The sequence below is a fragment of the Streptomyces sp. NPDC055243 genome, from assembly GCF_044544025.1.
Classification (GTDB): domain Bacteria; phylum Actinomycetota; class Actinomycetes; order Streptomycetales; family Streptomycetaceae; genus Streptomyces.
This window is the reverse complement of record NZ_JBITWR010000004.1, coordinates 55,709-82,649: the sequence shown is the minus strand read 5'-3', so window position 1 is coordinate 82,649 and position 26,941 is coordinate 55,709. Positions and strand designations below refer to the sequence as shown.

The following is a 26,941-nucleotide window of genomic DNA, read 5'->3' as shown; positions in this document are numbered from 1 at the left end:
GCTGCGGGGTCGGTCTGTTGGTGGGTGCGGGGCCGTGCCGGTATGTGCGTCCTCGTTATCGTCCGGTGGCCGTGGGGGTGCTTCGGCGCCGGAGTGTTGGGAGCCGTGCTCCGGGCGGACATACCGGCCCGCCCCCTCGCGTCGCGTTGCCGTGTGCGGGGCGTGGGGCGTGCTGCCGGGGTTGTTTCGGCGGGAGCGCCGCTAGCCGCGCTGTGGGCGGGCGTACCGGCCCGTGTGGGGGCGAGCGGCCGTAGCTGGGGTGTGCAGGATCATGCAGCCTTGTTGTTGCGCGCGTTCCCCGCCAGCCCGGCGTGCTCTCCCCGCCCGCCGCGCAGCCCCCGACCCGCCACCCACCCCGTGCCAGCGAGCCATCCGCCCACACCGCGGGGCAATCGGACGGGTGGGCGGGAGAGGTTGGGTGGTGGGTTGTTACTTGGGGGTGGTCTTTGCTGCTGCCTTTAGTTGTTGCTTGTGGGTGCGGACCCTCTGGAGGGATTCCGGGCCCGTGATGTCCGCGACCGAGCGGTACGCGTCCGGCTCTCCGTACGCTCCCGCCGCCTCACGCCAGCCCGCGGGACGTACGCCCAGTTGTTTGCCGAGCAGGGCCAGGAAGATCTGGGACTTCTGCTTGCCGAAGCCGGGGAGGTCGTTCAGGCGCTTCAGGAGGTCCTTGCCGGAGGTGGCGCCCTCCCACAGGGCGGTGGGGTCGCCCTCGTAGTGCTCGACGAGGTACGCGCAGAGTTGCTGGATCCGCTTCGCCATCGATCCCGGATAGCGGTGCACCGCCGGTTTGGCGGAGAGCAGCGCGGCGAACTCGTCGGGGTCGTACGCCGCGATCTCGTGCGCGTCGAGATCGTCCGCGTTCAGCCGCCGCGCGATCGTGTGCGGGCCCGCGAACGCCCACTCCATCGGGACCTGCTGATCGAGCAGCATCCCGACGAGCGCGGCCAGCGGACTGCGGCCGAGCAGCTCATCGGCTTCCGGCTCCTGGGCCAGGTGCAGGGTGACGTCCATGGAGTCGATCATCCCCCGGGGGGTGGCGGTTCGCACGGTGCGCCGGAGGGAGGGGGTGGAAAACCGCGTGCGGCCGCAGGGCTGCTCCTACTACCCTCGCCGCATGTCTACGCCCCGCATCTCCTAGCCAGGACACCGGTCTCCACGTCACCCGTGTGTCCATTCGCTACTGCGGAGCGTTACCCCATGATCACCGCCCGACGCATCGACGTCCGCGTCGGCGCCCGGCTCCTGCTGGCCGGCGCCTCCTTCCACATCGCCCCCGGCGACCGCATCGGCCTCGTAGGCCGTAACGGCGCCGGCAAGACCACCCTGCTCAAGACCCTCGCGGGGCAGCTCGCCCCCGCAGCGGGGACCCTCGACCGCACCGGCTCCGTGGGCTACCTAGCCCAGGACCCCGCCGCCGCCGACCCGCACGGCACCGTCACGGCCCGCATCCTCTCCGCCCGCGGCCTCGACCGCGCGGCGCAGGCCCTGCGTACCGCCGAGAGCGCCATGGCCGCCGCCACAAGCGCCGGTGAGCAGCGGCGGGCCATGGCCGCCTACGCCCGCGCGGACGACGCGTTCCAGGCGCGGGGCGGGTACGCCGCCGAGGCGGAGGCCGCCCGCGTGGCCGCCGGGCTCGGGCTGCCCGCGCGCACCCTGGACGCGCCGGTGGGCCACCTCTCCGGCGGCCAGCGGCGCCGCGTCGAGCTCGCCCGGATTCTCTTCTCGCGGCACGACACCCTGCTGCTCGACGAGCCGACCAACCATCTGGATGCCGACTCCGTCGGCTGGTTGCGGGGGTATCTCGGGGGCTATCCCGGTGGGCTCGTTCTCGTCAGTCATGACGTCGAGCTTCTTGGGGACACCGTCAATCGTGTGTTCGAGGTCGATCCTGGTCGTGCCTCCCTCGATGTGCACAACACCGGCTGGCACACGTATCTCGAACAGCGCGCAGCGGACGAGCGGCGCCGCGGCCGCGAGCGGGCCAGCGCCGAGCGGAAGGCCGCCTCGCTGCGCAGCCAGGCGGAGAAGATGCGCTCGCACGTCGCCACCGCCACCGCCGCGAAGAACATGGCCCGCCGCGCCGACCGGATGCTCGCCGCCACCGAGCCCGTGCGCCGCGCCGAGCGCGTCGCACGCATCCGGCTGCCCGAGCCCGCCGCCTGCGGGCGGACGCCGCTCGGTGCGGTCGCTCTGGTGAAGGCGTACGGGGAGCGGAGGGTGCTGGACGGTATTGATCTCGCCGTCGACCGGGGGAGCCGGCTCGTCGTCCTCGGGCTCAACGGGGCCGGCAAGACCACCCTGCTCAGGGTCCTCGCCGGTGCCGAACTCCCGGACAGCGGACGCGTGGTGCACGGCCACGGTGCCCGGCTCGGCTACTTCGCGCAGGAGCACGACACCCTCGACGGCGGGATGACCGTGCGGGAGAACCTCGCCGCCGCCGCGCCCGGCCTCACGGACGGCGAGGCGCGGGGCGTCCTGGGGTCCTTCCTGTTCCGCGGGGACGACGCCGACAAGCCCGCCGCGGTGCTCTCCGGCGGCGAGAAGACCCGGCTCGCGCTCGCGGGGCTCGTGCACTCGGGGGCGAACGTCCTGCTCCTCGACGAGCCGACCAACAACCTCGACCCGGCATCGCGCGACGAGGTGCTCGGCGCGGTGGGCACGTATCCGGGGGCGATCGTGATGGTGACGCACGACGAAGGGGCCATCGACGCGCTGCGGCCCGATCGCGTGCTGCTTCTGCCGGACGGGACCGAGGATCTCTGGGGCCCGGACCATCGGGAGCTCGTCTCGCTCGCCTAGCTCGCCTCTGTGCTTGCATACGGCGATGAGTCACGCCCCGGCCCCCTGCGTCCGCCCCCGCCATGCCGCCGACCTCCCCGCCTGCGTGGAAGCCCTCGCTCAGGTGCACGTGGCCGACGGCTATCCCACCAACTGGCCTGCGCGGCCCGCCGGTTGGCTGGCCGGGGGCTCCGTCGTCGGGGCCTGGGTCGCCGAGCTCGGCGGGCGCGTCGTGGGGCACGTCTCGCTCTGCCGGAGCGGGGAGGGCGACGTGGCGCCCGTTCTGTGGAGCGGGCGCACGGCCGTGGCGGTCGACGAGATCGCCGTGGTCAGCCGGCTGTTCGTCGCGCCGGGGGCCCGCGGGCACGGGCTCGGGGCGCTGCTGCTGGCGCGGGTGGTGGCGGAGGCGGGGGAGTTGGGGTTGTTCCCTGTGCTGGACGTCGTCACGTCCGATGTCTCTGCGACCGCGCTCTACGAACGTACGGGATGGCGGTTCCTCGGGACCGGCGAGCAGCACTGGAGTCCGCGGCAGACCGTCACCGTGCGGTGTTACGCCGCGCCGGAGCTCCCGGCAGAGGTCTCCCCGAGCTGAGCCACCGCGTCCCGTAGCGCGTCGAGGAGTCCTTGCACCGCCGGGCGGTCCGGCGCCGGGCCCCGCACCGCCGCGTAGATCGAACGGACCGGCACCGGGTTGTGGACCTCGCGCACGACCACCCCGGAGTGGGGTGTGTCCAGGCCCAGTTCCGGGACCAGGCTGACGCCGAGACCCGCGGCGACGAAGCCCTGCGCCGTCGCGTAGTCCCCGCTCTCCACCACGAAGTCCGGACTGAAACCCGCCGCGCCGCACGCTTCGAGGATGGGGTCGAGGCAGGGCCCCGGCGACTCGCTGGCGACCCACGGCTCGTCGGCCAGGTCCGTCATGTCGATGAGCCGCTTCGCCGCGAGCGGGTGCCCGGCCGGGAGTACGGCGTGATAGCGGTCGTCCAGGAGGTGCTCGAACCGGACGCCGTCCACGCCCAGTTGGCCCTGCGGCCGGACCACCAGGGCCAGATCCGCGTGCCCGTCGCGCACCTCCGGCATCGGGTCGTCGGGATCGGCCAGCTTCAGCTCGACCCGCACATCCGGCTGCGCTCGCCGCAGCGAGGCCAGGGCCGGGGCGACGAGCGCCGCGCCCGCCGTCGTGAAGTACCGCATCGATACCCGGCCCGTGCGCCCCGACCGCAGCCCGGCGAGCGCGGTCTCCGCCTCGGCGAGCTGCTTGCCGATCGCCACCGCGTACTCGGTGAGGAGGCGCCCGGCGTCCGTGGGCCGCACCCCGCGCCCGGTGCGCTCCAGGAGGGCGATGCCCGCCTCCTTCTCCAGGGCGGCCATCTGCTGGCTCACCGCGGAGGGCGTGTACCCGAGGTTCCGTGCCGCCGCGGTCACCGAGCCGCTGGTGACCACCGCCCGGAGGACTTGCATGCGCCGCGTATCAAGCATGCAGTCCAGCTTAACGCTGCCACGCAAGCCTTACGTACAACTAATGGGGAGGGTGGGGCCGCGATGGATAGGGTCGGCAGCCGGTGAGCGAGAAGTGGGCCACCCGCGATCGAGCAGTGAGCGTCAACTGAGCCTGTCAGCAACGGACCTGTCAGCAACGGACCTGTCAGCAACGGATCTGTCAGCAACGGACCTGTCTGTAACGAAGGAGTGGAACATGTCCTATCCGGAGCCGCGCTATCTCGGCGAAGAAGGCGAGATCAACGCGGTGTTCAGGCCCGCCGACCAGGAGCCCGAGCTGGTCCGCCCCGGCGGCAACCGCACGCATTACCTCGCCACGCACGCCTCCACCGGCGGCGAATTCGGCCTCTACAAAGTGGATCTGGGGCCGAAGTCGCCGGGCCCGAGCACCCATTTCCACAAGTCCATATCGGAGTCCTTCTTCGTCCTGTCCGGCCAGGTCCAGCTCTACGACGGCGACCGCTGGATCACCGGCGGCCCCGGCGACTTCCTCTACGTCCCGGTCGGCGGCCTGCACGCCTTCAAGAACGACAGCGACGACCCCGCCTCCATGATCATGCTCTTCTCGCCGGGCGCCCCGCGCGAGGAGTACTTCGAGCAGGTGGCGGAGATGGCCCAGAAGGGCGGCAAGGAGTTCGGCGAGTTCCTCGTCAAGCACGACAGCTTCTTCGTCGAGCGGTGAGGGACGACGCCCGGTGAGGGTCTCCCTGCCCGGCCCGGCCCGGCCAGGGCCACCGCCGCCGACGCGACGCCGGTCGACGTGGGCGGCGTACGGCTGCGCATGCTGCTCGCCGGGCTCGCCGTCGAGGGCGGGCGGCCGGTTTCCGTGGACGCGCTCGCCGACGGCCTGCGGGGTGAGCACCCGTTGGCGGACGCGGGCGACGCCCTCCAGGCACTGGTGTCCCGGCTGCGCAAGGCCTGCGCGGGGCGGGGACGGTGGAGTCGGTCGCGGGGGCTACCGGATCGCGGTGGCCGCCGACGACGTGGACACCCACCGCTTCGAGGAGCTGGCCGGGCAGGGCAGGCGTGAACTGGCCGCGGGTCACGCCGACGAGGTCGCGGCGACGCTCGGCGAGGCCCTCGCGCTCTGGCGGGGCGCCGCCCTAGCGGACGTCCTGGAGGCACCCTTCGCGCGCGCTGCCGCCACGCGCCGGTAGGACCTGCGGGCCGCCGCCGTGGAGGACCGCTTCGACGCGGAACTGCGTCTGGGCCGGCGAGCAAGACGATGCCGGGGGCCGCTGTCAGCGCTCGGACCGCCCGCTGACAGCGACGGAGGGAGGTTGTCAGAGCCTGTCAGGGCTTGTCAGGGCCTGTCAGGACCTCGCTGCCTGGGCGACGGCCGTTCCGAAGGCGGCCATGCCTTGGGCGTTGGGGTGGAGGGGAGCCGCGATGCTGGTGGGCACCAGGCCCTCGATGTAGCGCTCGGAGGGTGCGGCGCAGGTGTCGTGACCGGCGCTGACGGCGGCGGTGTCGACGTACGTGGCGCCGTGGGCCCTGGTCTGCTCCGCGAGCACGCCGTTGAGCTGGTTCACGCGGGCCTGGAGGTAGTTGGCGTCCTTGCCCCAGAGGGGCTGGGTGGGCCAGCAGCCGTCCTTGCGGACGTAGGTGGCGTAACCCGCCACGACGATGCGGGCGTTGGGGGCGCGCCGCCGCACCTCGTCGAGGGCCTTGCCGAAGGTGGCGCTCCAGGCGTCGATGGCCTTCGCGGTGGGGTCGCCCTCGGCCGCGGCGGTGTCGGCGCAGGAGATGCCGGTGGGCTCGGGCAGGAGGTTCACGCAGCCGAGCGCCTTGCTGACCAGGATGACGTCGTTGCCGCCGATGGTCAGGGTCACCAGGTCGGTGCTCGGTTTGAGCGCGTCGTACTGGGGCGGCAGGAGCCCGAACTGGCGGCCGGAGAAGTCGCTCACCTTCGCGCCCGAGCAGCTGACGTCGGTGAGCCGCGCGCCCAGGGCCTTCGCGGCGACGGCCGGGTAGTTCCGGCCGGAGCGCAGACAGGACAGCTGGCTCTGGCCGGGGATGAGGGGCCCCGCGGCGAACGAGTCGCCGATGGCGACGTACTCCATGGGCTCCTCGGCCTGCGAGGACGCCTGTGAGGGCTCATGCGATGACACCTGCGATGACACCGCACCGGCCGGAGCCGCTCCGAGGACGCAGACGGCGGACAGGGCGGCGGCCATGACCGCGGTGGTGCGGGCGCGTGTGGGGCGCACGGGCTCTCCTGGGTGGGGTGTACCGGGGGTAACGGACGCCCTTATGATCCGGGCCATCGCGGCCTCGCTGTTCTAGGCGCGCAACCAGACTTTCCGAGGGGTCAGTTGTGACCGGTGACAAGAGCGTGGGCCGCTTCCTGATCGCCGACGTACCGGGGCTGGCCGCGACGGTCACCCGGCGCATCGCCGACGACCTGCCGGTCTACGGCCGACTGCCCGCCGAGGAACTGCACGGGGACGTACGGGCCATCGTCGACATGACGATCCGCGCCTTCGCCGACGTACTGCGCACGGAGCGCATGCCGCCCCCGGAGTTCCTCGACACGGTGCGCCGCTCGGCGGCCAGGCGCGCGGAGGAACGCCTCCCCGTGGACGCGGTCGTCAGCGCCTACCACTACGGGGCCCGCATCTGCGTCGAGGCGGTGACGGCGACGGTCGAACCGCACGAACTGATCGAGGCCCACCGGCTGCTGCTCGACTGCCTGCGCGAGATCACGGCCGCCGTCACCTCGGGGTACGTGGAGGAGAGCCAGTCACTGATAGGGGAGCGCGACGCGGCCCGGCACACGGTCCTGTCCGCCCTGCTCGACGGCCGAGGCGCCCAACTGGCAACCGCCCACCTGGGGACGCGCCTGCCGCCGTGCTATCTGGTGCTCGCCTTCACCATCGGGCGCCACCCCGACGAGGACCGCGACGACGTCGACGCCACCGTGGCATCCCGGCGCAAGATCCGACGCCTGCGTACGGAGCTGGACCGCGCCCTCGGCCACCCCGTCCTCTCCCGCCTGTCCGCCGACGAGGGCCTCGTGCTCATCCCGTCCGACATGGCACCGGACCTGGCGGCCGACACCGACCGGGCGCGACTGTCGAAACTGACGGCGTCCCTCATGACGGTCAGCGGGGTGTCCCTGACCGCGGGTCTCGCCGCGAGCACCCCGGCCGACGTCCCGCACGCCGTCCGCCTGGCCACCGAGCTGCGCGACACGGCGACGGGCACGGGACGGCCGCCGGGCGTCTACCCCCTGACCGCGCTGCTCCTCGACTACCAGCTCACCCGCGCGAGCCCGGCCCGCGCCCACCTGGCCGCGCTGCTCGCCCCGCTGGCGGACGGCCCGGATCTGCCGGCCACCCTGCGGACGTACTTCGCGTCGAACCTGGACCGCCGCGAGACGGCGGCCCGCCTGCACGTGCACCCCAACACCGTCGACTACCGTCTGCGCCGCATCGCCGCCCTGACGGGCCTCGACCTCGCCGCACACACGGATCTCCTCACGCTGCGGGCGGCGCTGACGGCGTACGACGCGGCGGCGAAGCCCTGAGGCGGTGGCCCGGCCGCCCGCCGATTGCGGGCCGGGCCGACCGGCGGGATCCTGGAGAGGTCAGCCCTGTTGAGGCATCGGCTGACGGGGGGCGCCCGGACGCCGGCGCACAACCGCTCACCGACGGCCCGACAGGGGAGAGGCCGGGCGGGACGAAGCGGTCCGCGTCTCGGCAAGGAGCCCGTCATGGACGGCACCACACTCGACGACATGAGAGCCGCGCTCCGCGGCCCGGTCATCGGCCCGAAGGACCCCGGGTACGACAGGGCCCGCACGATGTACAACGCGATGATCGACCGGCGCCCGGCCGCCCTCGTGCGGTGCTCGGACGCGGCGGACGTGATGGCCGCCGTCGACTTCATCCGCGACCGGGACCTGGAACTCGCCGTCCGGGGCGGCGGCCACAGCGGCGCCGGGCTCTGCGAGGTCGACGACGGCGTCACCATCGACCTGTCGCCCATGCGCTGGGCACGCGTCGACCCCGTGGCGAGGACGGCCCGGGTCGGCGGCGGCACCCTGCTCGGGGACCTCGACCACGCGGCCCACGCCTTCGGCCTGGCCACCCCCGCCGGAATCATGTCGACGACGGGCGTGGGAGGCCTCACCCTCGGCGGCGGCCACGGCCACCTCACCCGCAAGTACGGCCTGACGATCGACAACCTCGTCGCCGCGGACGTCGTGCTGGCCGACGGCAGCTTCGTCACCGCGAGCGAGTCCCAGCACCCGGACCTGTTCTGGGCGCTGCGCGGCGGCGGCGGGAACTTCGGCGTCGTCACCTCGTTCCGCTTCCGGCTGCACCCGGTGGGCGACGTGGTCGTCGCGGTCACCGTGTGGCCGGTGGACCTGACGCGCGACGTACTGCGCTGGTACCGCGACTTCCTCCCGCAGGCGCCCGACGACCTGAACGGCTTCTTCGCGGCGCTCACCGTCCCGCCGGGCCCGCCGTTCCCGGAGGAGATCCACGGCCAGCGGATGTGCGGCGTCGTGTGGTGCTGGACGGGCGACCCGGACGGAGCCGAGAAGATCCTGGCCGCGGTGCGCGAACCGGGCCCGCCGGCCTTCCACTTCACGGCGCCGATGCCCTACCCGGCGCTGCAGAGCATGTTCGACGAGCTGATCCCCACCGGCCTCCAGTGGTACTGGCGCGGCGACTTCTTCGACGAGATCACCGACGACGCCATCGACGTGCACGCCAAGTACGCCGAGAACCTCCCCACCGACCTGTCGACCATGCACCTCTACCCCGTCGACGGGGCCGCCGCCCGCGTCGACCAGGAGGACACCGCGTGGGGCTACCGCGACGCGGTCTGGTCCGGGGTCATCGGCGGCATCGACCCGGACCCCGCCAACGCCGGGGCGATCAGACAGTGGTGCGTCGACTACTGGGAGGAGCTGCACCCGCACTCCATGGGCGGCGCCTACGTGAACTTCATCGGCGAGGACGAGAACCGGAGCCGCGTGCGGGCCACGTACCGCGACCATTACGCCCGGCTCACGCGCATCAAGAACGCGTACGACCCGGCCAATCTCTTCCACGCCAACCAGAACATCGCCCCGGGAACGTCGAAGGGCCCCACCGCGAACGGTGGGGCCCTGCAACGTTAGTGCCCGGTGAGGCACTGGCGGAGGATACGAGATTCGAACTCGTGAGGGGTTGCCCCCAACACGCTTTCCAAGCGTGCGCCCTAGGCCACTAGGCGAATCCTCCGCCGCAAACAATACAAGACGTTGAGGAGTGCTCGCGAACACGATCCGCCTCCGGTGCCGAGATCGCTCCCGAGATCGTTCCGTGGCGGCCGTCGGGGTGGGGTCCGGCGTCGCTTCCGGGCCCGGGGATCGGCTAGGGTGGGGCTCAGCCCCTCACGTGGCGCTATCTGACTGAACTCCCCCAGGGCCGGAAGGCAGCAAGGGTAGGTTGGCTCTGGCGGGTGCGTGGGGGGCGCTTTGCGTTCGCGGTACGTGTTGTCAGTGGGCGCCTATAACCTCGTATGTGTGTCGTCTCTCGCGTTGTACCGCCGCTATCGCCCGGAGTCGTTCGCCGAGGTCATCGGGCAGGAGCATGTAACCGACCCGTTGCAGCAGGCGCTGCGCAACAACCGGGTCAATCACGCCTACCTGTTCAGTGGTCCGCGCGGCTGCGGCAAGACGACCAGCGCGCGCATCCTGGCCCGCTGTCTCAACTGTGAGCAAGGTCCCACCCCGACGCCCTGCGGCGAGTGCCAGTCCTGCCGCGACCTGGCGAGGAACGGCCCGGGGTCGATCGACGTCATCGAGATCGACGCGGCTTCGCACGGTGGCGTGGACGACGCCCGTGACCTGCGCGAGAAGGCCTTCTTCGGCCCGGCGAGCAGTAGGTACAAGATCTACATCATCGACGAGGCGCACATGGTCACCCCGGCGGGCTTCAACGCCCTGCTGAAGGTGGTCGAGGAGCCGCCGGAGCACCTCAAGTTCATCTTCGCGACGACGGAGCCCGAGAAGGTCATCGGGACGATCCGCTCGCGCACGCACCACTATCCGTTCCGCCTCGTGCCGCCCGGGACGCTCCGGCAGTATCTGGCCGAGGTGTGCGGCCGGGAGCAGATGGCCGTCGAGGAGGGCGTGTTCCCGCTGGTCGTGCGGGCCGGTGCCGGGTCCGTGCGTGACTCGATGTCGGTCATGGACCAGCTGCTCGCGTCCGCGGCGGACGACGGTGTGACGTATGCCATGGCGACGTCCCTGCTCGGGTACACGGACGGGTCGTTGCTCGACGCCGTGGTGGAGGCCTTCGCGTCGGGGGACGGGGCGGCGGCCTTCGAGATCGTCGACAGCGTCATCGAGGGCGGGAACGACCCGCGGCGCTTCGTCGCCGATCTTCTGGAGCGGCTGCGGGATCTGGTGATCCTCGCGGCGGTTCCGGACGCGGCGGAGAAGGGGCTCATCGACGCCCCCTCGGACGTCGTGGAGCGGATGCAGGCGCAGGCGAGCGTCTTCGGCGGCGCGGAGCTCAGCCGCGCGGCCGACCTCGTGAACGAAGGCCTCACGGAGATGCGGGGGGCGACCTCGCCCCGGCTGCAGCTGGAGCTGATCTGCGCGCGCGTGCTGCTCCCGGCTGCGTACGACGACGAGCGCTCGCTCATGGCCCGGCTCGACCGGCTGGAGCGTGGCGGCAACCTCATGGCGGGGGCGCCGCAGGCTGGCGGGGCTCCTGGTTCCGCTCCTGGGCCTGCTATGGCGTACGTTCCCGGGCCCGATGCCCATGCCGGGGCGCAGCAGCAGGGGGCCCCGGTCCCGCCGGGCGGTGGGCCTGCGGCGGCGCGGGCGGCTGTGCGGGGCGGGGGGCCTGAGCAGGAGGCGGCTCCTGCGGTTCCTGTGGCTCCTCCCGCTGCTCCTGCTCCTCCGGCTCCTCCTGCTCCCGAGGTGGCGGCTGCCGCGCCGTCCGGTGAGCGTCGGCCCGGCGGGTGGCCCACGGCTTCGGCGCCGGGGAGCGGCCCGGCTGCGGCTCCGGCCCCGTCCGCGCCTCCGGAGGCGGCTGCCCCTCGCCCGGGCGGCTGGCCCACGGCCGCGTCCGCGGGAAGCGTCGCTCCGGCGCCGCAGCAGCCTGCTCCGGCGGCTTCGGCTCCGACGCCCGCTCCAACCCCGGCTGCGGCTCCGGTGGGCGGGCCCGACCCGCGCACCCTGTGGCCGAACATCCTGGACGCGGTGAAGGGGCGCCGCCGCTTCACCTGGATCCTGCTGAGCCAGAACGCCCAGGTGGCGGGCTTCGACGGGACGACACTGCAGATCGGCTTCGTCAACGCGGGGGCGCGGGACAACTTCGCCAGCAGCGGCAGTGAGGATGTGCTGCGGCAGGCGTTGTCGGAGCAGTTCGGGGTGCAGTGGAAGGTCGAGGCGATCGTCGATCCCTCCGGGGGCTCGGCGCCGCCGCCCGCGGCGGGCAACTTCGGCGGCAGCGCGCCGCCGCCGGCCCGCCCGGCCCCGCAACAGCAGCAGCAGTCGCCGCCGCCCGCCGCGAACCGGGCACCGGCGCCGACTCCTACTCCGGCCCCCGCCCCGGCCCCGGAGCACGTCTCCGCGGAGGACGACGTCCCGGCGGACGACGACCCCGACCTGGTCGAGTCGGCCCTGTCGGGCCACGACCTGATCGTCCGCGAACTGGGCGCGACGATCGTCGAGGAATACAACAACGAACCCTGACGGCACCGCGGGGCGATCGGGTGGGTGGGCGGGAAAGATCCGCCGCGCAGCGGCGGGCCCGTCCGGACTTGGCCCGCAGGGGAAGGCCCGGCCCCCGGTGAGAGGCAGCGAAGCGCGGGGCCGCAGCCGGGTGCGGGCTCCGTGGACTGGAGGAACGTACAGGCGGCGGAGGGGTTCTCCGTGGGGCTCCCGTACGAACGCACCGGCCCGCGCCAGCTAGGCTGGCGCCCGTGAAGGTCCTCGTCATCGGCAGTGGTGCCCGCGAACACGCCCTGTGCCGCTCTCTGTCCCTCGACCCCGACGTCTCCGCCCTGTACTGCGCCCCCGGCAACGCCGGCATCGCGGACGTGGCCGAGCTGTACCCGGTCGACGCCCTCGACGGCAGCGCGGTGGCCGCCCTCGCCACCCGGCTCGGCGCCGAGCTGGTGATCGTGGGCCCGGAGGCACCCCTCGTCGCCGGAGTCGCCGACGCCGTACGCGCCGCCGGCATCCCCTGCTTCGGGCCCTCCGAGGAGGCCGCCCAGCTGGAGGGCTCCAAGGCCTTCGCCAAGGACGTGATGGCGGGCGCCCAGGTGCCCACCGCCCGGTCCTACGTCTGCACCACCCCCGAAGAGGTCGACGAAGCCCTCGACGCCTTCGGAGCGCCGTACGTCGTCAAGGACGACGGCCTCGCCGCCGGCAAGGGCGTCGTCGTCACGGACGACATCGAGGCCGCCCGCGCCCACGCCCTCGCCTGCGACCGTGTCGTCATCGAGGAGTTCCTCGACGGCCCCGAGGTCTCGCTCTTCGCCATCACGGACGGCATCACCGTCGTCCCGCTCCAGCCCGCGCAGGACTTCAAGCGCGCGCTGGACGGCGACGAAGGGCCGAACACCGGCGGCATGGGCGCGTACTCGCCCCTCCCGTGGGCCGACCCGAAGCTCGTCGACGAGGTCATGCAGAGCGTTCTGCAGCCCACCGTCGACGAGCTGCGCCGCCGCGGCACTCCCTTCTCCGGGCTGCTCTACGCGGGCCTCGCGATCACCAGCCGCGGCGTACGCGTCATCGAGTTCAACGCCCGCTTCGGCGACCCCGAGACGCAGGTCGTCCTCGCCCGCCTGAAGACCCCGCTCGCCGGAGTCCTGCTGGCCGCCGCGAACGGCACCCTCGTCGACCTGCCCCCGCTGCGCTGGAGCGACGACGCCGCGGTCACCGTGGTCATCGCCTCGCACAACTACCCGGAGACCCCGCGCACCGGCGACCCCATCGAGGGGCTCGGCGACGTCGCGGCACAGGATGCCCCGGATGCGTACGTCCTGCACGCGGGGACGAAGCGCGACGGCGACGCCGTGGTCAGCGCGGGCGGCCGTGTGCTCTCCGTGACCGCGACCGGCGCGGATCTGACCGCGGCGCGCGAGCGCGCGTACGCGGCGCTGTCCCGCATCCGCCTCGACGGCTCCCAGCACCGTACGGACATCGCGGCGAAGGCGGCGTCGGACGCGGCGGAGGCGTAACAGAGGTCGCCTCACCCGCTTCCCACGTGGCACCCACGCGGCACCCATGAACGGCTCACAGGCCCCGGATCCCACCCTGGATCCGGGGCCTGTCCGTCGTCCGCCAGTCGTCCGCCCGTCACCCGCCCCGTCATCCACCTTTACCCAAAGCCATTCCATCGAGTGACCGCTGGCCCATCCGGCTGACGATGCCCTGTGCCCCAACTAGGGTGCGGCGCAAGCGGTTCAGGTGCCCAGAGCCAAACAGACCACCGGCATTGCGATGTCGGTGGCGGGTGCCACAGTGGGGGAGTGAGTAAATCCATCGGCGGCTGCCGTCCGCCCGCGGTCCCGGCCCATGGCCGGTCTGCGGGCGTCCCAGGCAGCAGGGGGTGACATCGGTCGTGTCAGGTACGGGTGTGGAGGTGGGCGTGCAGTCCGCGCGTTCCCAGGCGCTCGCCGTGCTGCGCATCCGCAGCAGGGCCCTTGCCGTCGCACTGCTGCCAGCGGCCGTCGCCGTCGTGCTGATCGCGGGCGGGGCCACGGGCCATGTCAGCGGCGGGAGTTGGGACGTCGTGCGCGGCGTCGTGACGGCCGTCGCCGCCCTGGTGCTGCTCGCCGCCGCGGCCGTCGCGCTCGTGGTCGCGCGGTCCAGGCCAGCCGTCAGCCCCACCGTCCCGATCGCCGAGAGCTCGGCCCCGGATCTGTACCGCCTGGTGCGGGACCTCGCCGACCGTCTGGACGTGCCCGCGCCGTCGGCGATAGCGCTCACCCCGGACTGCGACAGCTGGCTGGAGGACCGCACCCACCCGGCGCACGGCCCGCCCGCGGAGACCTCCGCCCAGCCATCGGCGGAGGGCGCGGAGGGCAATGGCGTACGAGACGGCCGCCCCGCCCCGCGCCGCCCGGCCCCCGTGGCTCCGGTGCTCGTCATCGGCTCCCCGTTCCTGTGGTGGATGCGGGTCGGCGAGCTCCGCGCGGTGCTCGCCCCGGTCGTGGCCGGCACCGGCCCCTCGGCGCATCCCGACATAGCCGCGGCCCGGCGCTTCATCCGCGGCCTCGACGCCGCGGTCGCGGTCACCTCCGCACCGGGGCGCGGTCCACTGGTGCGCACGGTCCTCGGCGGCATCGGCTGGGTGACACGGCTGCTCCTGCGCAGCTGCCGGGGGCATGCCGGCGAGATGGAGCGCGGAGTGGCGGCAGCCGCCGCCGAGCGCGCCCAGGCCGTTGACTACGGGGTGCGGATCGTCGCCCAGGAGCAGGTGGGCCTGGCGTACGCCGGGTGGGACCGGCTCCTGACCAAGGTCGCGCTGCCCGCCTGGCGGATGGGCCGCTGGCCCTCGCGCCTGGACGCGGGCGTGGTCTCCGCCCTCACCGAGCTCTCCCGCAGGGACCGCCTGGCCGAGGGCTTCACGTCCCGCCTGGGCGAGCGCCCCGCCTGTGACCTCCTGGAGGAGCCGGGATCGGTGGACGAGGCGGCTTCGCTGCTCGCCGCCCGCCTCTTCCACGGCGGCCCCGCCGAGCAGGGCCCGGACTGGGCGCCGGTGGCGTGGCAGGAGTATCCGGACGAGGTCGTCGATCGCAAGTGGCGCATGGACGCCGCCCGCCTCCACCGGGTCCTGGACTCCCTGGGCGTCGGCCACGCCGCCGACCCGACGGCCCCCGACTCCGAGGGGCCGACGCTGGGCCGCGTGCTGGACCACCTGACGGCGGAGGAGGCGGAGGAGGCGGAAGAGGCGCGGGAGGCAGGGGAGGGCAACAGGCCCGACGGGCCCGCCACTCTCACCACCGAACCCCACGCCCTCACCCCCGGCGGCGAAACGCCCCCGTACGGCGAAGAGCCCGCGTACGGCGCTGTGCCCGCACCCAGCGAGTCCTGCGAGTCCAGCGAGCTCAACGAAATGGTCGCGTACGGCGAAGGCCCCGAGGACCCGGAAGAGTCCCCCGACGGCCCCGGCGGGCTCCTGGCCGCAGGCCTCAGCGCGGAGCTCGCCCGCGAGGAGGCCGCCGCGCCGCCCCGCCCGGCGCCCACGGGGCAGGGCCCGGACGACGCGCTCTGGGACGACGGCATGCTGCCGCTCTTCCCGCTCCAGCCGCCGCGCACGGGAAGGGAGTTGCTGGCCGATCACGTCACGGCGCTCGTCTGCTGCGCGGCCGTGGACACGGCGGGCGCCGCCCCCGGTCTCGACTGGCTGGACGGCCCGTCCCTCCTGATCGACGGCGAGCGCGCGGCGGACCTCACGCCGCACGTCCGGAGCCTCGTGGAGGACGGCGACTCCATCCCGCTGCGCGGCTGGCTCGCCCGCCTGGGCGTCCGCCCGGAGAAGCCGGTCCGGCTGGTCTGAGCCGGGCTTCTTCCACCGGTCCGGCTGGTCTGAGCCGGGCTTCTTCCACCGGTCCGGCTGGTCTGAGCCGGGCTTCTTCCACCGGTCCGGCTGGTCTGAGCCGAGCTTCTTCCACCGGTCCGGCTGGTCTGAGCCGAGCTCCTTCCACCGGTCCGGCTGGTCTGAGCCGAGCTTCTTCCACCGGTCCGGCCGGCCCGAGCCGAGCCCCGCAACGAGCCCTCGCGACGAGCCCCGTAACGACCCTCCACTCCCGCCAACACCCGGAACGTTCCCTTCCGTTCTCGACGATTAGCGACGAACGGTGACGGAGTGCGTGCGTAATGTGATGTGCTGGGATCGACCGCCGGTCCGAACGTGCCAGCAGCAGCGCCACACACCACAGAGCAATCTCGGGGGAGCAGCGAGGGAGGGGTACACACATGGGGTCGGAGCAGATCCGCAGGTGGGAATCGGGCGCCCTGGCGCACGCCGTGACCGACCCCTTCGGGCAGGGGCCCCTGCCCTGGCTCCGAGGCGCCGAGCACTACTTCGACGACACGGGCCAGGTCGTTCCCTGGTACGTCGACCACGCCCCGGCCCCCGGCGCGCAGAACATCCCCGCGCCCCGCGACCGCGTCCGGACGAACGGCCCCCGCACCGCCGACGACGTGCACGGCCAGATCAAGGGCTTCGCCTCCACCGGCGCCGCGGCCCCCGGCGAGGCGATCGACTTCCACGTGACGGTGGACCCGCCCCAGCAGTTCAGCGTCGACATCTACCGCATCGGGCACTACGGCGGCGACGGCGCCAGCAAGATCACCACGAGCCCGCGCCTCTCCGGCATCGTCCAGCCGCCCCCGCTCACCGCCGACCGCACGGTCTCCTGCCACCACTGGTGGCTCTCCTGGCGGCTGCAGATCCCGAGCTACTGGAGCGTCGGGGCGTACGTGGCGGTCCTCACCACCGTCGGCGGCTACCGCTCGCACGTCCCCTTCACGGTCCGCGACGACCACCGCGCCGATCTGCTCCTGCTGCTGCCGGACATCACCTGGCAGGCGTACAACCTCTACCCCGAGGACGGCCGCACGGGCGCGAGCCTCTACCACGCGTGGGACGAGAAGGGCCGTCTCCTGGGCGAGAGCGAGGCCGCGCACACGGTCTCCTTCGACCGTCCGTACGCGGGCGCGGGACTGCCCCTGCACGTGGGCCACGCCTACGACTTCATCCGCTGGGCCGAGCGGTACGGCTACGACCTCGCGTACGCCGACACCCGCGACCTGCACGCGGGACGCATCGATCCGACCCGTTACCGGGGCCTGGTCTTCCCGGGTCACGACGAGTACTGGTCGTCGAACATGCGCCGCACCACGGAGCGGGCCCGCGAGCACGGCACGTCGCTCGTCTTCCTCTCCGCCAACACGATGTACTGGCAGGTGGAGTTGGGCCCTTCGCCGTCCGGCGTTGCGGACCGCCTGCTGACCTGCCGCAAGCGCCACGGCCCCGGCAGACCCGCCCTCTGGCGCGAGCAGGACAAGGCCGAGCAGCAGCTCCTGGGCATCCAGTACGCGGGCCGGGTCCCGGAGCCCGCCCCGCTCGTCGTGCGCAACGCCGACCACTGGCTGTGGGAGGCGACCGGCGCGCACGAGGGGGACGAGCTCGCCGGCCTGGTCGCGGGCGAGGCGGACCGCTATTTCCCGCGCACCGCGCTCCCGGAGCACCAGGGCCGCATCCTCCTCGCCCACTCTCCGTACGAGGACTCCGAGGGCGTCACGCGCCACCAGGAGTCGTCCCTCTACCGCGCCCCCTCCGGCGCCCTGGTCTTCGCCTCCGGCACCTTCGCCTGGTCCCCGGCGCTCGACCGCCCCGGCCATGTGGACACCCGCGTCCAGCGGGCCACCGCCAATCTCCTTGACCGCATCTGCAAACGGGACTGAGACCGGCCCCACGCACCCTCGGGACAACCCCTGGCCAAAAGCTGCCGCCCCATGCGGGAGAATCGGCAGCACTCAGTCAGAACCACGGGGAGGAACCGTGTCCGGATTCGTAGAAAAGCCCGAGCCGCTTCAGGTGCCGGGCCTGGTGCATGTGCACACCGGCAAGGTGCGCGACCTGTACCGGAACGAGGCGGGCGACCTCGTGATGGTCGCGAGCGACCGCATGTCCGCCTACGACTGGGTGCTGCCCACGGAGATCCCTGACAAGGGCAGGGTCCTCACGCAGCTCTCCCTGTGGTGGTTCGACCAGCTCGCCGACCTCGTCCCCAACCACGTCATCTCCACCGACGTACCGGCCGGCGCCCCCGCCGACTGGGAGGGTCGCACCACGGTCTGCAAGTCCCTGGAGATGGTCCCGGTCGAGTGCGTGGCCCGCGGCTATCTCACGGGCTCCGGCCTGGTCGAGTACAACGCGACGCGCACCGTCTGCGGCCTCGCGCTGCCCGACGGCCTGACCGACGGCTCGGAGCTGCCCGCACCGATCTTCACGCCCGCCACGAAGGCGGAGGTGGGCGAGCACGACGAGAACGTGAGCTACGAGGAAGTGGCCCGCCAAGTGGGCGCGGAGACGGCGGCGCAGCTGCGCCAGTCGACCCTGGCGGTCTACGGCCGGGCCCGTGACATCGCCCGCGACCGCGGTGTGATCCTCGCCGACACGAAGTTCGAGTTCGGCTTCGACGGCGAGGACCTCGTGATCGCCGACGAGGTCCTGACCCCGGACTCGTCGCGCTTCTGGCCCGCGGACAGCTGGGAGCCGGGCCGCGCCCAGCCGTCGTTCGACAAGCAGTTCGTCCGCGACTGGCTGACCTCGCCGGTCTCCGGCTGGGACCGCAAGAGCGAGCAGCCGCCGCCCCCGCTGCCGCAGGACGTGGTGGACGCCACGCGCGCCAAGTACATCGAGGCGTACGAGCGTCTGACGGGCACGGCCTGGTAGCGGCGGAACCCATGAACGAGAAGAACCCCCGGGCCGAGAGGCACCGGGGGTTCTTCATGTGGAGCGGACGACCAGGTTCGAACTGGCGACCTCAACCTTGGCAAGGTTGCGCTCTACCAACTGAGCTACGTCCGCGCTGCGCCGAAGCGCGAGGACAACTATACCCAACCTCGCTCGCGTGCGAGACGCACCGCGGCATGACGGTTCTCCGCCCCGGTCTTGGTGACGGCCGACGAGAGGTAGTTGCGGACGGTCCCCTGGGACAGCGCGGCCCGCTCGGCGATCTCCGCGACGGGCGCACCGTGGGCGGCCAGTTCGAGCACTTCGGCCTCGCGGGCGGTCAGCGGAGAGTCCCCGGCGGAGATCGCGTCGGCGGCCAACTCCGGGTCCACATAGCGGTTACCGGCGTGAACGGTCCGGATGATCTCGGCGAGGCGCTGCGCGCTCACGGTCTTCGGGACGAAGCCCCGTACCCCCACCGCGAGTGCCCGCTTGAGATGCCCCGGTCTGCCATGACTCGTCACGATCATGGTGCGGCAGTGCGGCAGTTCGTCCCGCAGCGATGTGGCGACACTCACACCGTCGGCGCCCGGCATCTCCAGATCGAGCACGGCCACATCGGGCCGGTGCGCCCGAGCCATGGCCAGGGCCTCGGGCCCGGTGGCCGCCTCGGCGACCACGACCAGATCGTCCTCAAGCGCGAGGAGCGCGGCGAGGGCGCCGCGGATGAGGTGCTCGTCGTCGGCGAGCAGTACGCGCAGACTCATGGCGCGACCCTTTCGACTTCCTGGTGGCCGTCCTGTTTCTGGTTGCCGGCCCGTTCCTGATGGCCGTCCTGCTCCCGGCTGCCCCGCGGGCGGGTCAGCGGCACCTCGGCGGCAAGGCGGAACCGCCCGTCGCGGGACGCGAAGTCCAGCGTCCCGCCCACCGCGGAGAGCCGCTCCCGAAGCCCGGCGAGCCCGGACCCCGTACTGCCGTCGGATGTCACCTCGGGCGCCCCGTCGTTCTCGACGACCAGCGTCGTACGGTCCTCAGAGATCGCAAGAGCGATGTCGCACCGCTGCGCGTCCCCGTGCCGCAGCACATTGGTGGTCGCCTCCCGCACGACCCACCCCAGAGCGGACTGCACGGACAGCGAAAGCCCCGCCGACGAACCGCTCACCCGGCAGTCGATCCCCGCCGCCTCGAGGACGCCCTGCGCCCCGGCGAGTTCGACCGCGAGGTCGGCCTCCCGGTACCCCCGCACCACTTCCCGTACCTCCCGCTGCGACTCCTGCGCGATCCGCTGCACCTCGACCATCTGGTCGACGGCCTCGGGCCGCCCCCGCTTGGCCAGTTGCACGGCCAACTCGCTCTTCAGCGCGATGACGGCGAGGTTGCGCCCCATCACGTCGTGCAGATCCCGCCCGAACCGCAGCCGCTCCTCGGCCACCGCGAGCCGTGCCTCGACCTCGCGGGCCCGGTCGGCCTCCCACATCACGGAGAGCGTCCAGGCGCCGCAGCGCGAGGAGAGCAGGGAGACCAGCGTGCCGAACGCGATCACCAGAGCCGTGCCCACGAGCTGCCCGCCGCGGACGCCGACCGCGGCGAACCCGGCCACTGTCGCGGCGTCGATCACGGCGAACCGGATCAAGAAGGCGCGGATCGGTACGGCGAAGGCCAGCGACTGTCCGTAGGGCATCACCGCGAACATCAAGGCGAGGGTGAGCATCTCCGCCTTGACCCCGCCCACGGTCTGCAGGGCGAGCACGAGGCCCAGCGTCATGACCAGGAGCGCGAGCGACACGGCGAGGTCGCGGCGCGGCGGCTCCGCGCGCTTCAGGAAGTGATCGAGGGAGCGGCGCAGCGTGCGGTTGACGTGCACGCACTGCACGAGGGCCACGCCGATCAGCGTGCAGCCGAGGACCATCGGGACGGTGTCGCGCCGCAGGGTCACGGCCAGCGGCACCGAGGCCCAGCTGAGGAAGAAGAGCCAGGGCATGGCGTGCCACATGGCCATGCTCTGGAACTCGACCTTCTCGATCTTGCTCCGCTCATGCCAGCCGCGCTGCAGCCCACGGAATCGGCCGACCACCACTTGACCCCTTCCTCACCGCCGCGGCTCCCAGCGGAACCACCGGCGTACAGCAAACACCGAGACCACGGTCCAGGCCACCGCGGTGGCGAGGGCGCCCAGGGTCTCCGTCCCGGAGAGCTCCCCGGTCCAGCCGCCGCGCACCAGCGTGATCACCGGGCTCAGCGGCAGCAACTCGCAGACCGAGGCGAGCTTGTCGGGCATGACCTCGAAGGGGACGAAGAGGCCCGAGCCGAACATCGACACGAACGTCAGAGGCATGGCCATGACCTGCGCGGACTCCACGGACCTGCTGAAGCTGCCGGTGACGGCGGCGATGGCGGTGCACATCACCAGGCCGAGCAGTACGCCGACCACGGCGAGATGGGGCGCGCTCGGCGCCCCGGCGTCCAGGAGCAGCCCGCAGCCGACCGCGAGGACGACGCACTGCGTGAGTCCGATGGCGACCGAGGGCAGAGCGGCCCCGGCGAGGATCTCCGGGTCCCGCAGCTCGCCGGTGCGCAGCCGCTTCAGTACGAGCTCCTCGCGGCGGGCGGCGAAGACGGTGGTCAGTGCGGAGTAGACGGCGAAGAGCAGGGAGATGCCGATGGCGCCGGGCACCACCACGGCCCCGACCGAAAGGCCGTTGGCCTTCAGATCCATGCCGTCCGCGACCTGGCGCAGGCTGAACGGCATCACCAGCGGCACGAACAGCGCCGCGAACAACGTCCCCTTGGCGCGCCCGAGCAGCGTCAGCTCGGCCCGCGCGAGCGCCCCCATCCGCCCCGCGGGGGTCGTCGTCACGGACCTGGTCACCGCCGCCGTACTGACGCCACTCATGCCACTCATGCCACCGTCTCCTTCTCCGTCACACCAGCCGCACCAGCCGCACCCGCGACCCCCTCGGCGTCCCGCGCGATCCGCAGGAACGCCTCCTCCAGCGAAGCCGCCCGTACATCGAGCCGGCCCAGCGAGACGTCGGCGTCCCGCGCCCACAGCAGCAGCCCCGTGGCCGCCCGCTGCAGTTCGTGCGTACGCAGCCGGACCCGCTGCCCGTCCACCTCGTGCTCGCTCACGCCGAGCTCGCCCAGCGGCGGCAGATCCCCGACGAAGTACCCGGTGGGCAGTTCGAAGGAGACCTGCGAGGGCTGCTGGGCCACCACGTCGGCGACCCGTCCCTCGGCGGCGATCCGTCCCTCGTGCATGATCGCGAGCCGGTCGGCGAGGCTCTCGGCCTCTTCGAGGTAGTGCGTGGTGAGCAGCACGGTCGTGCCGCTGTCGCGCAGGGCCCGCACCAATTCCCAGGTCTCGCGGCGCCCTTCGGCGTCGAGCCCGGTCGTCGGCTCGTCGAGGAAGAGCACCTCGGGCTGCCCGATGAGGGCCGTGGCGAGGTCGAGCCGCCGCTTCTCGCCCCCGGACAGCTGCTTCACGCGGACGCCGGACCGCTTGCCGAGCCCCACGATCTCCAGGGCCTCTCCGGCCGGACGGGCGCCGCTGGTGCACCCCGCCCACATCCGCACGGTCTCCGCGACCGTCAGCTCGGAGGGGAAGCCGCCCTCCTGGAGCATCACACCGATCCGGTGGCGCACGGCGCCGCGCTCGGTGTACGGATCGTGCCCGAGCACCCGCACCCGCCCCCCGGCGGGTGCGGCGAGCCCTTCGAGGAGTTCGAGGGTGGAGGTCTTGCCCGCGCCGTTCGTTCCGAGCAGCGCGAAGAGCTCACCCCGTCCGACGGAGAACGAGACTCCCCGGACCGCCTCGAAACCGCCCCCGTACACGCGCCTCAGATCGGTCACGTCGATCACTTGGTCAGTCATGACCACAGCGTCCCCCGGCCCCGGGCGCCGGAGCAGTGCGCGCTGTCACCGGCTCGCATGACAAATGTCAGAAGGCGGCGGTCAGCAGGAGGCACATACGAGGCAGCAGCCACACACGAAGAAGGCCCCGGTCGCGATGACCGGGGCCTTCTTCTCTGGAGCGAACGACGAGGTTCGAACTCGCGACCTCAACCTTGGCAAGGTTGCGCTCTACCAACTGAGCTACGTTCGCATTGCCTCCGACCAGCTCTCACTGATCGGCGCGAGCACCAGCCTACCGCACTCGAAAGAGTGATCGGTGAGCGATGCAGAGCGGGTGACAGGAATTGCACACTGCGCCTTCCCCCTGGAAGGGGGATGTTCTACTACTGAACTACACCCGCAAGACTCCGTGAGGTTCGGGCCTTTCGGCCTTGCCCCTCGGCGTGCTCCAGACTTTAGCCGACCGTCGGGGGTGCAGGTCAAGTCGGTTGCCGAGGGGCCCTCCTGGCCGGGCGTCGGCCCAGGTCAGTTGGCCGCCTCGAAGGCCTCGTAGACCTTCTTCGGGATGCGGCCGCGCGGCGGCACGTCCATCTGGTGCGAGCGGGCCCATGCGCGTACGGCCGCCGGGTTCGCGGCCACCGTCGTGTGCCGGTAGGCCTTGCCGGACTTCGACTGCTTGCGGGCCGCGTCCAGGTACGGAGCAAGTGCCGTGCGCAGTTTCTTGGCATTGGTTTGGTTGAGGTCGATCTCGTAGGACTTGCCGTCCAGACCGAAGGCGATCGTCTCCGCCGCATCCCCGCCGTCGATGTCGTCAGAGAGAGTGACTACGACACGCTGCGCCACGAATATCGGTCCCTTCGTGCGGCTCTACCGCGTTGACGTGCGGTGATGCCGACTGTCCGGCTGTTATGGGCACTGTTATGTGCAAAGGATCGGCTAATGCCTTTTCCTTTGTACAGTGCCCGGCATTGCATTGTGAAGCCCGACTAAATCCCCCCGCGTGTCCGGATGCAATGGTGATGCGTGATCTTTTCCTGGATTTTTCGCGAAGGTGCCCTGTTCGATACGCGAGTAGGGGCAGGAACGTGACCGTCCTCACGTACGTTTCTACGAATCTACGCGAGTAGAATTTTTGTGCGGGTAGTCTGAAGGGACCGCTCAGCCAGCACCACACACCGGGAGTGCCAGTGGCACGCGTCGTAGTCGACGTCATGCTCAAGCCGGAGATCCTCGACCCCCAGGGCCAGGCGGTGCAGCGTGCACTGCCGCGCCTCGGATTCAAGGGGATCGCCGACGTACGTCAGGGAAAGCGCTTCGAACTCGAGGTGGACGGGCCGGTCGACGAGGCCGCCCTCGCCCGTATCCACGAGATGGCGGAAACCTTCCTCGCCAACACCGTGATCGAGGACTTCTTCGTAAAGGTGGAGGAAGAGAAGTGACTGCTCGAATCGGAGTCGTCACTTTCCCCGGAACGCTCGACGACCGCGACACCCAGCGCGCCGTGCGCGTCGCCGGTGCCGAAGCTGTGCCGCTCTGGCACCGGGACAAGGACCTGAAGCAGGTCGACGCCGTGGTGCTGCCCGGCGGATTCTCGTACGGCGACTATCTCCGGGCCGGGGCCATTTCACGGTTTTCGCCCGTCATGGAGTCGGTCATCGAGCAGGCGAAGGCCGGGATGCCGGTTCTCGGTATCTGCAACGGCTTCCAGGTGCTGACCGAGTCGCACCTGCTGCCCGGCGCGATGCTGAAGAACAACCACCTGCACTTCATCTGCCGCGACCAGAAGCTGCGCGTGGAGACGTCCGACACCGCCTGGACCGCCGATTACACGGCCGGCCAGGAGATCTCCGTACCGCTGAAGAACATCGACGGCCGGTACGTCGCCGATGAGCGGACCCTCGACATGCTCGAGGCCGAGGGGCGGGTCGTCTTCCGCTACCTCGACGTGAATCCGAACGGGTCCCTGCGCGACATCGCCGGTGTCTCGAACGCCGCGGGCAACGTCGTGGGCCTCATGCCGCACCCCGAGCACGCCGTCGAGCCGCTGGTCGGGACCGGTGGCACGGACGGCCTGGGATTCTTCACCTCGATCCTGAAGAAGCTGGTCAACGTCTGATGACTCTGGACACCGTCAAGCACGCCGCCGAGACCCCCGAGGTCAAGCTGCCCTGGGCCGAACTGGGCCTGAAGGAAGACGAGTACGCCCGCGTACGCGAGATCCTGGGCCGCCGTCCCACCGGTGCCGAGCTCGCCATGTACTCCGTCATGTGGTCCGAGCACTGCTCGTACAAGAGCAGCAAGGTCCACCTGCGCCAGTTCGGCGAGAAGGCCCCCGCCAACGACGCGATGCTCGTCGGCATCGGCGAGAACGCCGGTGTCGTGGACGTCGGTCAGGGCTATGCCGTGACCTTCAAGGTCGAGTCGCACAACCACCCTTCGTACGTCGAGCCCTACCAGGGCGCGGCCACCGGTGTCGGCGGCATCGTCCGCGACATCATCGCGATGGGCGCGCGCCCGGTCGCGGTCGTGGACCCGCTGCGGATGGGCGCCGCCGACCACCCCGACACCAAGCGCGTCCTGCCGGGCGTCGTCGCGGGCATCGGCGGCTACGGCAACTGTCTTGGCCTGCCGAACATCGGCGGCGAGCTCGTCTTCGACGCCTGCTACCAGGGCAACCCGCTGGTCAACGCCGGTGCCATCGGCGTCATGCGGCACGAGGACATCCACCTCGCCAAGGCGTCCGGTCCCGGCAACAAGGTCATCCTCTACGGGGCCCGCACCGGCGGCGACGGCATCGGTGGCGCCTCGATCCTGGCCTCCGAGACCTTCGACGACACGAAGCCGTCGAAGCGTCCGGCCGTGCAGGTCGGCGACCCCTTCCAGGAGAAGCTCCTCATCGAGTGCACCCTGGAGGCCTTCGCCGAGAAGCTGGTCGTCGGCATCCAGGACCTGGGCGCCGCCGGACTCTCCTGCGCGACCTCCGAGCTGGCGTCGAACGGCTCCGGCGGCATGCGCGTCGAGCTGGACGACGTACCGCTTCGCGACTCCACGCTCACTCCCGAGGAGATCCTCATGAGTGAGTCGCAGGAGCGCATGTGCGCGGTCGTCGAGCCCGAGAAGGTCGAGCGTTTCCTCGCGATCTGCGAGAAGTGGGACGTCATCGCCACCGTCGTCGGCGAGGTCACCGACGGCGACCGGCTGGAGATCTTCTGGCACGGCGAGAAGATCGTCGACCTCGACCCGCGCACCGTCGCCCACGACGGCCCGGTCTACGAGCGCCCCTACGCCCGCCCGAAGTGGCAGGACGCCCTCCAGGCGGACGACGCGAACAAGCTCACCCGCCCGGCGACGTCGGACGAACTGCGCGAGCAGGTCCTCGCGGTCGTCGCGTCGCCGAACCAGGCCTCCAAGGCGTGGGTGACGGATCAGTACGACCGCTTCGTGCAGGGCAACACGGTGCTCGCGCAGCCCGAGGACTCCGGCATGGTCCGCATCGACGAGGAGTCCGGCCTCGGTGTCGCCCTCGCCAACGACGGCAACGGCCGCTACTCGAAGCTCGACCCGTACGCCGGCGCGCAGCTGGCCCTGTCGGAGGCGTACCGCAACGTCGCCGCGACCGGCGCCCGCCCGCTCGCCGTGTCGGACTGCCTGAACTTCGGTTCGCCCGAGGACCCGGACGTCATGTGGCAGTTCGCCGAGACCACCCGTGGCCTCGCCGACGCCTGCCAGATCCTGGGCACCCCGGTGACCGGCGGCAACGTATCGCTCTACAACCAGACCGGTGAGGCGGCGATCCACCCGACGCCCGTCGTCTCCGTCCTCGGTGTGATCGACGACGTCGCACGGCGCACGCCGATCGGCTTCGCCGAAGAGGGCCAGCTGCTCTACCTGCTCGGTGACACCACCGAGGAGTTCGGCGGCTCGGCCTGGTCGCAGGTCGTCCACGACCACCTCGGCGGGCTTCCCCCGAAGGTCGACCTGGAGCGCGAGCGGCTGCTCGCCGAGATCCTGATCTCGGGTTCGCGCGACGGCATGATCGACGCCGCGCACGACCTCTCGGACGGTGGCCTCGCCCAGGCCGTCGCCGAGTCCTGCCTCCGTGGTGGGAAGGGCGCGCGCCTGGTCGTCCCGGACGGCCTGGACGCGTTCACGCTCCTGTTCAGCGAGTCGGCGGGCCGGGCGGTCGTGTCCGTCCCCCGTTCCGAGGAGCTGCGCTTCACCGACATGTGCGGGGCGCGCGGTCTTCCCGCGACGCGCATCGGTGTGGTCGACGGTGACGCCGTGGAGCTGCAGGGCGAGTTCACGCTGACGCTCGGCGAGATCCGCGAGGCGCACGAGGGGACCCTTCCGGGGCTCTTCGCCTGACGATCGCTGCCGCG

Annotated in this window: 22 protein-coding genes, 4 tRNA genes and 1 other RNA gene; 15 read left to right on the top strand and 12 right to left on the bottom strand. The window is 71.8% G+C overall.

Going from position 1 to position 26,941, the window contains the following annotated elements:
- Nucleotides 1-429: 429 nt before the first annotated feature.
- A complete protein-coding gene (locus tag ACIGXX_RS13195) occupies nt 430-1,014 on the bottom strand; it encodes an HhH-GPD-type base excision DNA repair protein (RefSeq protein ID WP_361469617.1) in 585 nt (194 codons plus the stop codon).
- A gap of 186 nt (nt 1,015-1,200) precedes the next feature.
- Here ACIGXX_RS13195 and ACIGXX_RS13190 point away from each other — a divergent pair, with 186 nt between their 5' ends.
- Both ACIGXX_RS13190 and ACIGXX_RS13185 read left to right on the top strand, forming a co-directional pair.
- Nucleotides 1,201-2,802 carry an ABC-F family ATP-binding cassette domain-containing protein gene (locus ACIGXX_RS13190; RefSeq protein ID WP_351167452.1) on the top strand — a complete coding sequence of 534 codons (1,602 nt, stop codon included), beginning with the start codon at nt 1,201-1,203 and terminating at the stop codon, nt 2,800-2,802.
- A gap of 25 nt (nt 2,803-2,827) precedes the next feature.
- A complete protein-coding gene (locus ACIGXX_RS13185; protein WP_399975334.1) occupies nt 2,828-3,373 on the top strand; it encodes a GNAT family N-acetyltransferase in 546 nt (181 codons plus the stop codon).
- Here the strand turns inward: ACIGXX_RS13185 and ACIGXX_RS13180 are convergent.
- Nucleotides 3,331-4,260 carry a LysR family transcriptional regulator gene (locus tag ACIGXX_RS13180; RefSeq protein WP_351167456.1) on the bottom strand — a complete coding sequence of 310 codons (930 nt, stop codon included), beginning with the start codon at nt 4,258-4,260 and terminating at the stop codon, nt 3,331-3,333. The two genes, ACIGXX_RS13185 and ACIGXX_RS13180, sit on opposite strands and share 43 nt — an antisense overlap.
- Before the next feature lie 217 nt (nt 4,261-4,477).
- Here ACIGXX_RS13180 and ACIGXX_RS13175 point away from each other — a divergent pair, with 217 nt between their 5' ends.
- Together ACIGXX_RS13175 and ACIGXX_RS13170 are read left to right on the top strand one after the other, a co-directional pair.
- Nucleotides 4,478-4,963 carry a cupin domain-containing protein gene (locus ACIGXX_RS13175; protein ID WP_351167458.1) on the top strand — a complete coding sequence of 162 codons (486 nt, stop codon included), beginning with the start codon at nt 4,478-4,480 and terminating at the stop codon, nt 4,961-4,963.
- Between the two features lie 286 nt (nt 4,964-5,249).
- Complete coding sequence (locus tag ACIGXX_RS13170) at nt 5,250-5,438, top strand: BTAD domain-containing putative transcriptional regulator (protein WP_399975329.1); 189 nt, start codon at nt 5,250-5,252, stop codon at nt 5,436-5,438.
- A gap of 156 nt (nt 5,439-5,594) precedes the next feature.
- Here ACIGXX_RS13170 and ACIGXX_RS13165 read toward each other — a convergent pair whose 3' ends face one another.
- Nucleotides 5,595-6,491 (bottom strand): SGNH/GDSL hydrolase family protein, encoded by an 897-nt coding sequence (locus ACIGXX_RS13165; RefSeq protein ID WP_399975326.1) that lies wholly within the window; start codon nt 6,489-6,491, stop codon nt 5,595-5,597.
- 107 nt (nt 6,492-6,598) lie between these two features.
- On the opposite strand from ACIGXX_RS13165, the gene ACIGXX_RS13160 reads away from it, so the two are divergent.
- Both ACIGXX_RS13160 and ACIGXX_RS13155 read left to right on the top strand, forming a co-directional pair.
- On the top strand, nt 6,599-7,810 hold the full coding sequence (locus tag ACIGXX_RS13160; protein ID WP_399975323.1) for a PucR family transcriptional regulator: 1,212 nt from the start codon (nt 6,599-6,601) through the stop codon (nt 7,808-7,810).
- 186 nt (nt 7,811-7,996) lie between these two features.
- On the top strand, nt 7,997-9,415 hold the full coding sequence (locus ACIGXX_RS13155) for an FAD-binding oxidoreductase (protein WP_399975320.1): 1,419 nt from the start codon (nt 7,997-7,999) through the stop codon (nt 9,413-9,415).
- Nucleotides 9,416-9,430: 15 nt separating this feature from the next.
- Here the strand turns inward: ACIGXX_RS13155 and ACIGXX_RS13150 are convergent.
- Nucleotides 9,431-9,518: transfer RNA gene (locus tag ACIGXX_RS13150), tRNA-Ser, on the bottom strand.
- A gap of 143 nt (nt 9,519-9,661) precedes the next feature.
- Here ACIGXX_RS13150 and ffs point away from each other — a divergent pair.
- The 6 genes from ffs to ACIGXX_RS13120 all read left to right on the top strand — a co-directional run bounded on the left by ffs (nt 9,662) and on the right by ACIGXX_RS13120 (nt 18,710).
- An RNA gene (gene ffs, locus ACIGXX_RS13145) (signal recognition particle sRNA small type) lies at nt 9,662-9,760 on the top strand.
- A 42-nt stretch (nt 9,761-9,802) separates the two neighbouring features.
- Nucleotides 9,803-11,986, top strand: a complete 2,184-nt coding sequence (locus ACIGXX_RS13140) for a DNA polymerase III subunit gamma and tau (RefSeq protein ID WP_399975317.1) — start codon at nt 9,803-9,805, stop codon at nt 11,984-11,986.
- Nucleotides 11,987-12,216: 230 nt separating this feature from the next.
- A complete protein-coding gene (gene purD, locus ACIGXX_RS13135; protein WP_351167470.1) occupies nt 12,217-13,479 on the top strand; it encodes a phosphoribosylamine--glycine ligase in 1,263 nt (420 codons plus the stop codon).
- A gap of 383 nt (nt 13,480-13,862) precedes the next feature.
- The gene (locus ACIGXX_RS13130) at nt 13,863-15,803 is read left to right on the top strand and encodes a hypothetical protein (RefSeq protein WP_399975314.1); all 1,941 of its coding nucleotides are present in this window, start codon (nt 13,863-13,865) and stop codon (nt 15,801-15,803) included.
- A 419-nt stretch (nt 15,804-16,222) separates the two neighbouring features.
- Nucleotides 16,223-17,716 (top strand): N,N-dimethylformamidase beta subunit family domain-containing protein, encoded by a 1,494-nt coding sequence (locus tag ACIGXX_RS13125; RefSeq protein ID WP_351167474.1) that lies wholly within the window; start codon nt 16,223-16,225, stop codon nt 17,714-17,716.
- 97 nt (nt 17,717-17,813) lie between these two features.
- On the top strand, nt 17,814-18,710 hold the full coding sequence (locus tag ACIGXX_RS13120; RefSeq protein WP_351167476.1) for a phosphoribosylaminoimidazolesuccinocarboxamide synthase: 897 nt from the start codon (nt 17,814-17,816) through the stop codon (nt 18,708-18,710).
- Nucleotides 18,711-18,769: 59 nt separating this feature from the next.
- On the opposite strand, the gene ACIGXX_RS13115 is transcribed toward ACIGXX_RS13120, so the two are convergent.
- The 8 genes from ACIGXX_RS13115 to ACIGXX_RS13080 all read right to left on the bottom strand — a co-directional run bounded on the left by ACIGXX_RS13115 (nt 18,770) and on the right by ACIGXX_RS13080 (nt 23,405).
- Nucleotides 18,770-18,845 (bottom strand) — tRNA-Gly (locus ACIGXX_RS13115).
- Between the two features lie 23 nt (nt 18,846-18,868).
- Nucleotides 18,869-19,477 carry a response regulator transcription factor gene (locus ACIGXX_RS13110; protein WP_351167478.1) on the bottom strand — a complete coding sequence of 203 codons (609 nt, stop codon included), beginning with the start codon at nt 19,475-19,477 and terminating at the stop codon, nt 18,869-18,871.
- Nucleotides 19,474-20,787: a sensor histidine kinase gene (locus ACIGXX_RS13105; protein WP_383815295.1), complete on the bottom strand. Its 1,314-nt coding sequence runs from the start codon at nt 20,785-20,787 to the stop codon at nt 19,474-19,476. Before ACIGXX_RS13105 ends, ACIGXX_RS13110 begins: the two co-directional genes overlap by 4 nt.
- Nucleotides 20,788-20,799: 12 nt before the next feature.
- On the bottom strand, nt 20,800-21,612 hold the full coding sequence (locus ACIGXX_RS13100; RefSeq protein WP_399975309.1) for an ABC transporter permease: 813 nt from the start codon (nt 21,610-21,612) through the stop codon (nt 20,800-20,802).
- Complete coding sequence (locus ACIGXX_RS13095) at nt 21,609-22,580, bottom strand: ATP-binding cassette domain-containing protein (RefSeq protein WP_399975306.1); 972 nt, start codon at nt 22,578-22,580, stop codon at nt 21,609-21,611. The genes ACIGXX_RS13100 and ACIGXX_RS13095 overlap by 4 nt, the downstream gene beginning before the upstream one ends.
- Before the next feature lie 156 nt (nt 22,581-22,736).
- A tRNA-Gly gene (locus ACIGXX_RS13090) sits at nt 22,737-22,812 on the bottom strand.
- A 79-nt stretch (nt 22,813-22,891) separates the two neighbouring features.
- Nucleotides 22,892-22,963, bottom strand: a tRNA-Gly gene (locus tag ACIGXX_RS13085).
- Nucleotides 22,964-23,087: 124 nt separating this feature from the next.
- Nucleotides 23,088-23,405, bottom strand: a complete 318-nt coding sequence (locus ACIGXX_RS13080; RefSeq protein ID WP_351167486.1) for an Lsr2 family protein — start codon at nt 23,403-23,405, stop codon at nt 23,088-23,090.
- Nucleotides 23,406-23,749: 344 nt separating this feature from the next.
- Here ACIGXX_RS13080 and purS point away from each other — a divergent pair, with 344 nt between their 5' ends.
- From purS to purL, 3 genes are read left to right on the top strand one after another with little or no spacing between them, the layout of a single operon-like run.
- Complete coding sequence (gene purS, locus ACIGXX_RS13075) at nt 23,750-24,001, top strand: phosphoribosylformylglycinamidine synthase subunit PurS (protein ID WP_351167488.1); 252 nt, start codon at nt 23,750-23,752, stop codon at nt 23,999-24,001.
- Nucleotides 23,998-24,678 carry a phosphoribosylformylglycinamidine synthase subunit PurQ gene (purQ, locus tag ACIGXX_RS13070; RefSeq protein WP_351167490.1) on the top strand — a complete coding sequence of 227 codons (681 nt, stop codon included), beginning with the start codon at nt 23,998-24,000 and terminating at the stop codon, nt 24,676-24,678. Before purS ends, purQ begins: the two co-directional genes overlap by 4 nt.
- A complete protein-coding gene (gene purL / locus ACIGXX_RS13065) occupies nt 24,678-26,927 on the top strand; it encodes a phosphoribosylformylglycinamidine synthase subunit PurL (RefSeq protein ID WP_351167492.1) in 2,250 nt (749 codons plus the stop codon). Before purQ ends, purL begins: the two co-directional genes overlap by 1 nt.
- Nucleotides 26,928-26,941 lie beyond the last annotated feature (14 nt).

Excerpts from the sequence above, each read along its gene's own strand:
- ACIGXX_RS13195 (WP_361469617.1), bottom strand. The coding sequence starts at position 1,014 with ATGGACGTCACCCTGCACCTGGCCCAGGAGCCGGAAGCCGATGAGCTG.
- ACIGXX_RS13190 (WP_351167452.1), top strand. The coding sequence starts at position 1,201 with ATGATCACCGCCCGACGCATCGACGTCCGCGTCGGCGCCCGGCTCCTG.
- ACIGXX_RS13185 (WP_399975334.1), top strand. The coding sequence starts at position 2,828 with ATGAGTCACGCCCCGGCCCCCTGCGTCCGCCCCCGCCATGCCGCCGAC.
- ACIGXX_RS13180 (WP_351167456.1), bottom strand. The coding sequence starts at position 4,260 with ATGCTTGATACGCGGCGCATGCAAGTCCTCCGGGCGGTGGTCACCAGC.
- ACIGXX_RS13175 (WP_351167458.1), top strand. The coding sequence starts at position 4,478 with ATGTCCTATCCGGAGCCGCGCTATCTCGGCGAAGAAGGCGAGATCAAC.
- ACIGXX_RS13155 (WP_399975320.1), top strand. The coding sequence starts at position 7,997 with ATGGACGGCACCACACTCGACGACATGAGAGCCGCGCTCCGCGGCCCG.
- ACIGXX_RS13125 (WP_351167474.1), top strand. The coding sequence starts at position 16,223 with ATGGGGTCGGAGCAGATCCGCAGGTGGGAATCGGGCGCCCTGGCGCAC.
- ACIGXX_RS13110 (WP_351167478.1), bottom strand. The coding sequence starts at position 19,477 with ATGAGTCTGCGCGTACTGCTCGCCGACGACGAGCACCTCATCCGCGGC.
- ACIGXX_RS13100 (WP_399975309.1), bottom strand. The coding sequence starts at position 21,612 with ATGAGTGGCATGAGTGGCGTCAGTACGGCGGCGGTGACCAGGTCCGTG.
- ACIGXX_RS13095 (WP_399975306.1), bottom strand. The coding sequence starts at position 22,580 with ATGACTGACCAAGTGATCGACGTGACCGATCTGAGGCGCGTGTACGGG.
- purL (WP_351167492.1), top strand. The coding sequence starts at position 24,678 with ATGACTCTGGACACCGTCAAGCACGCCGCCGAGACCCCCGAGGTCAAG.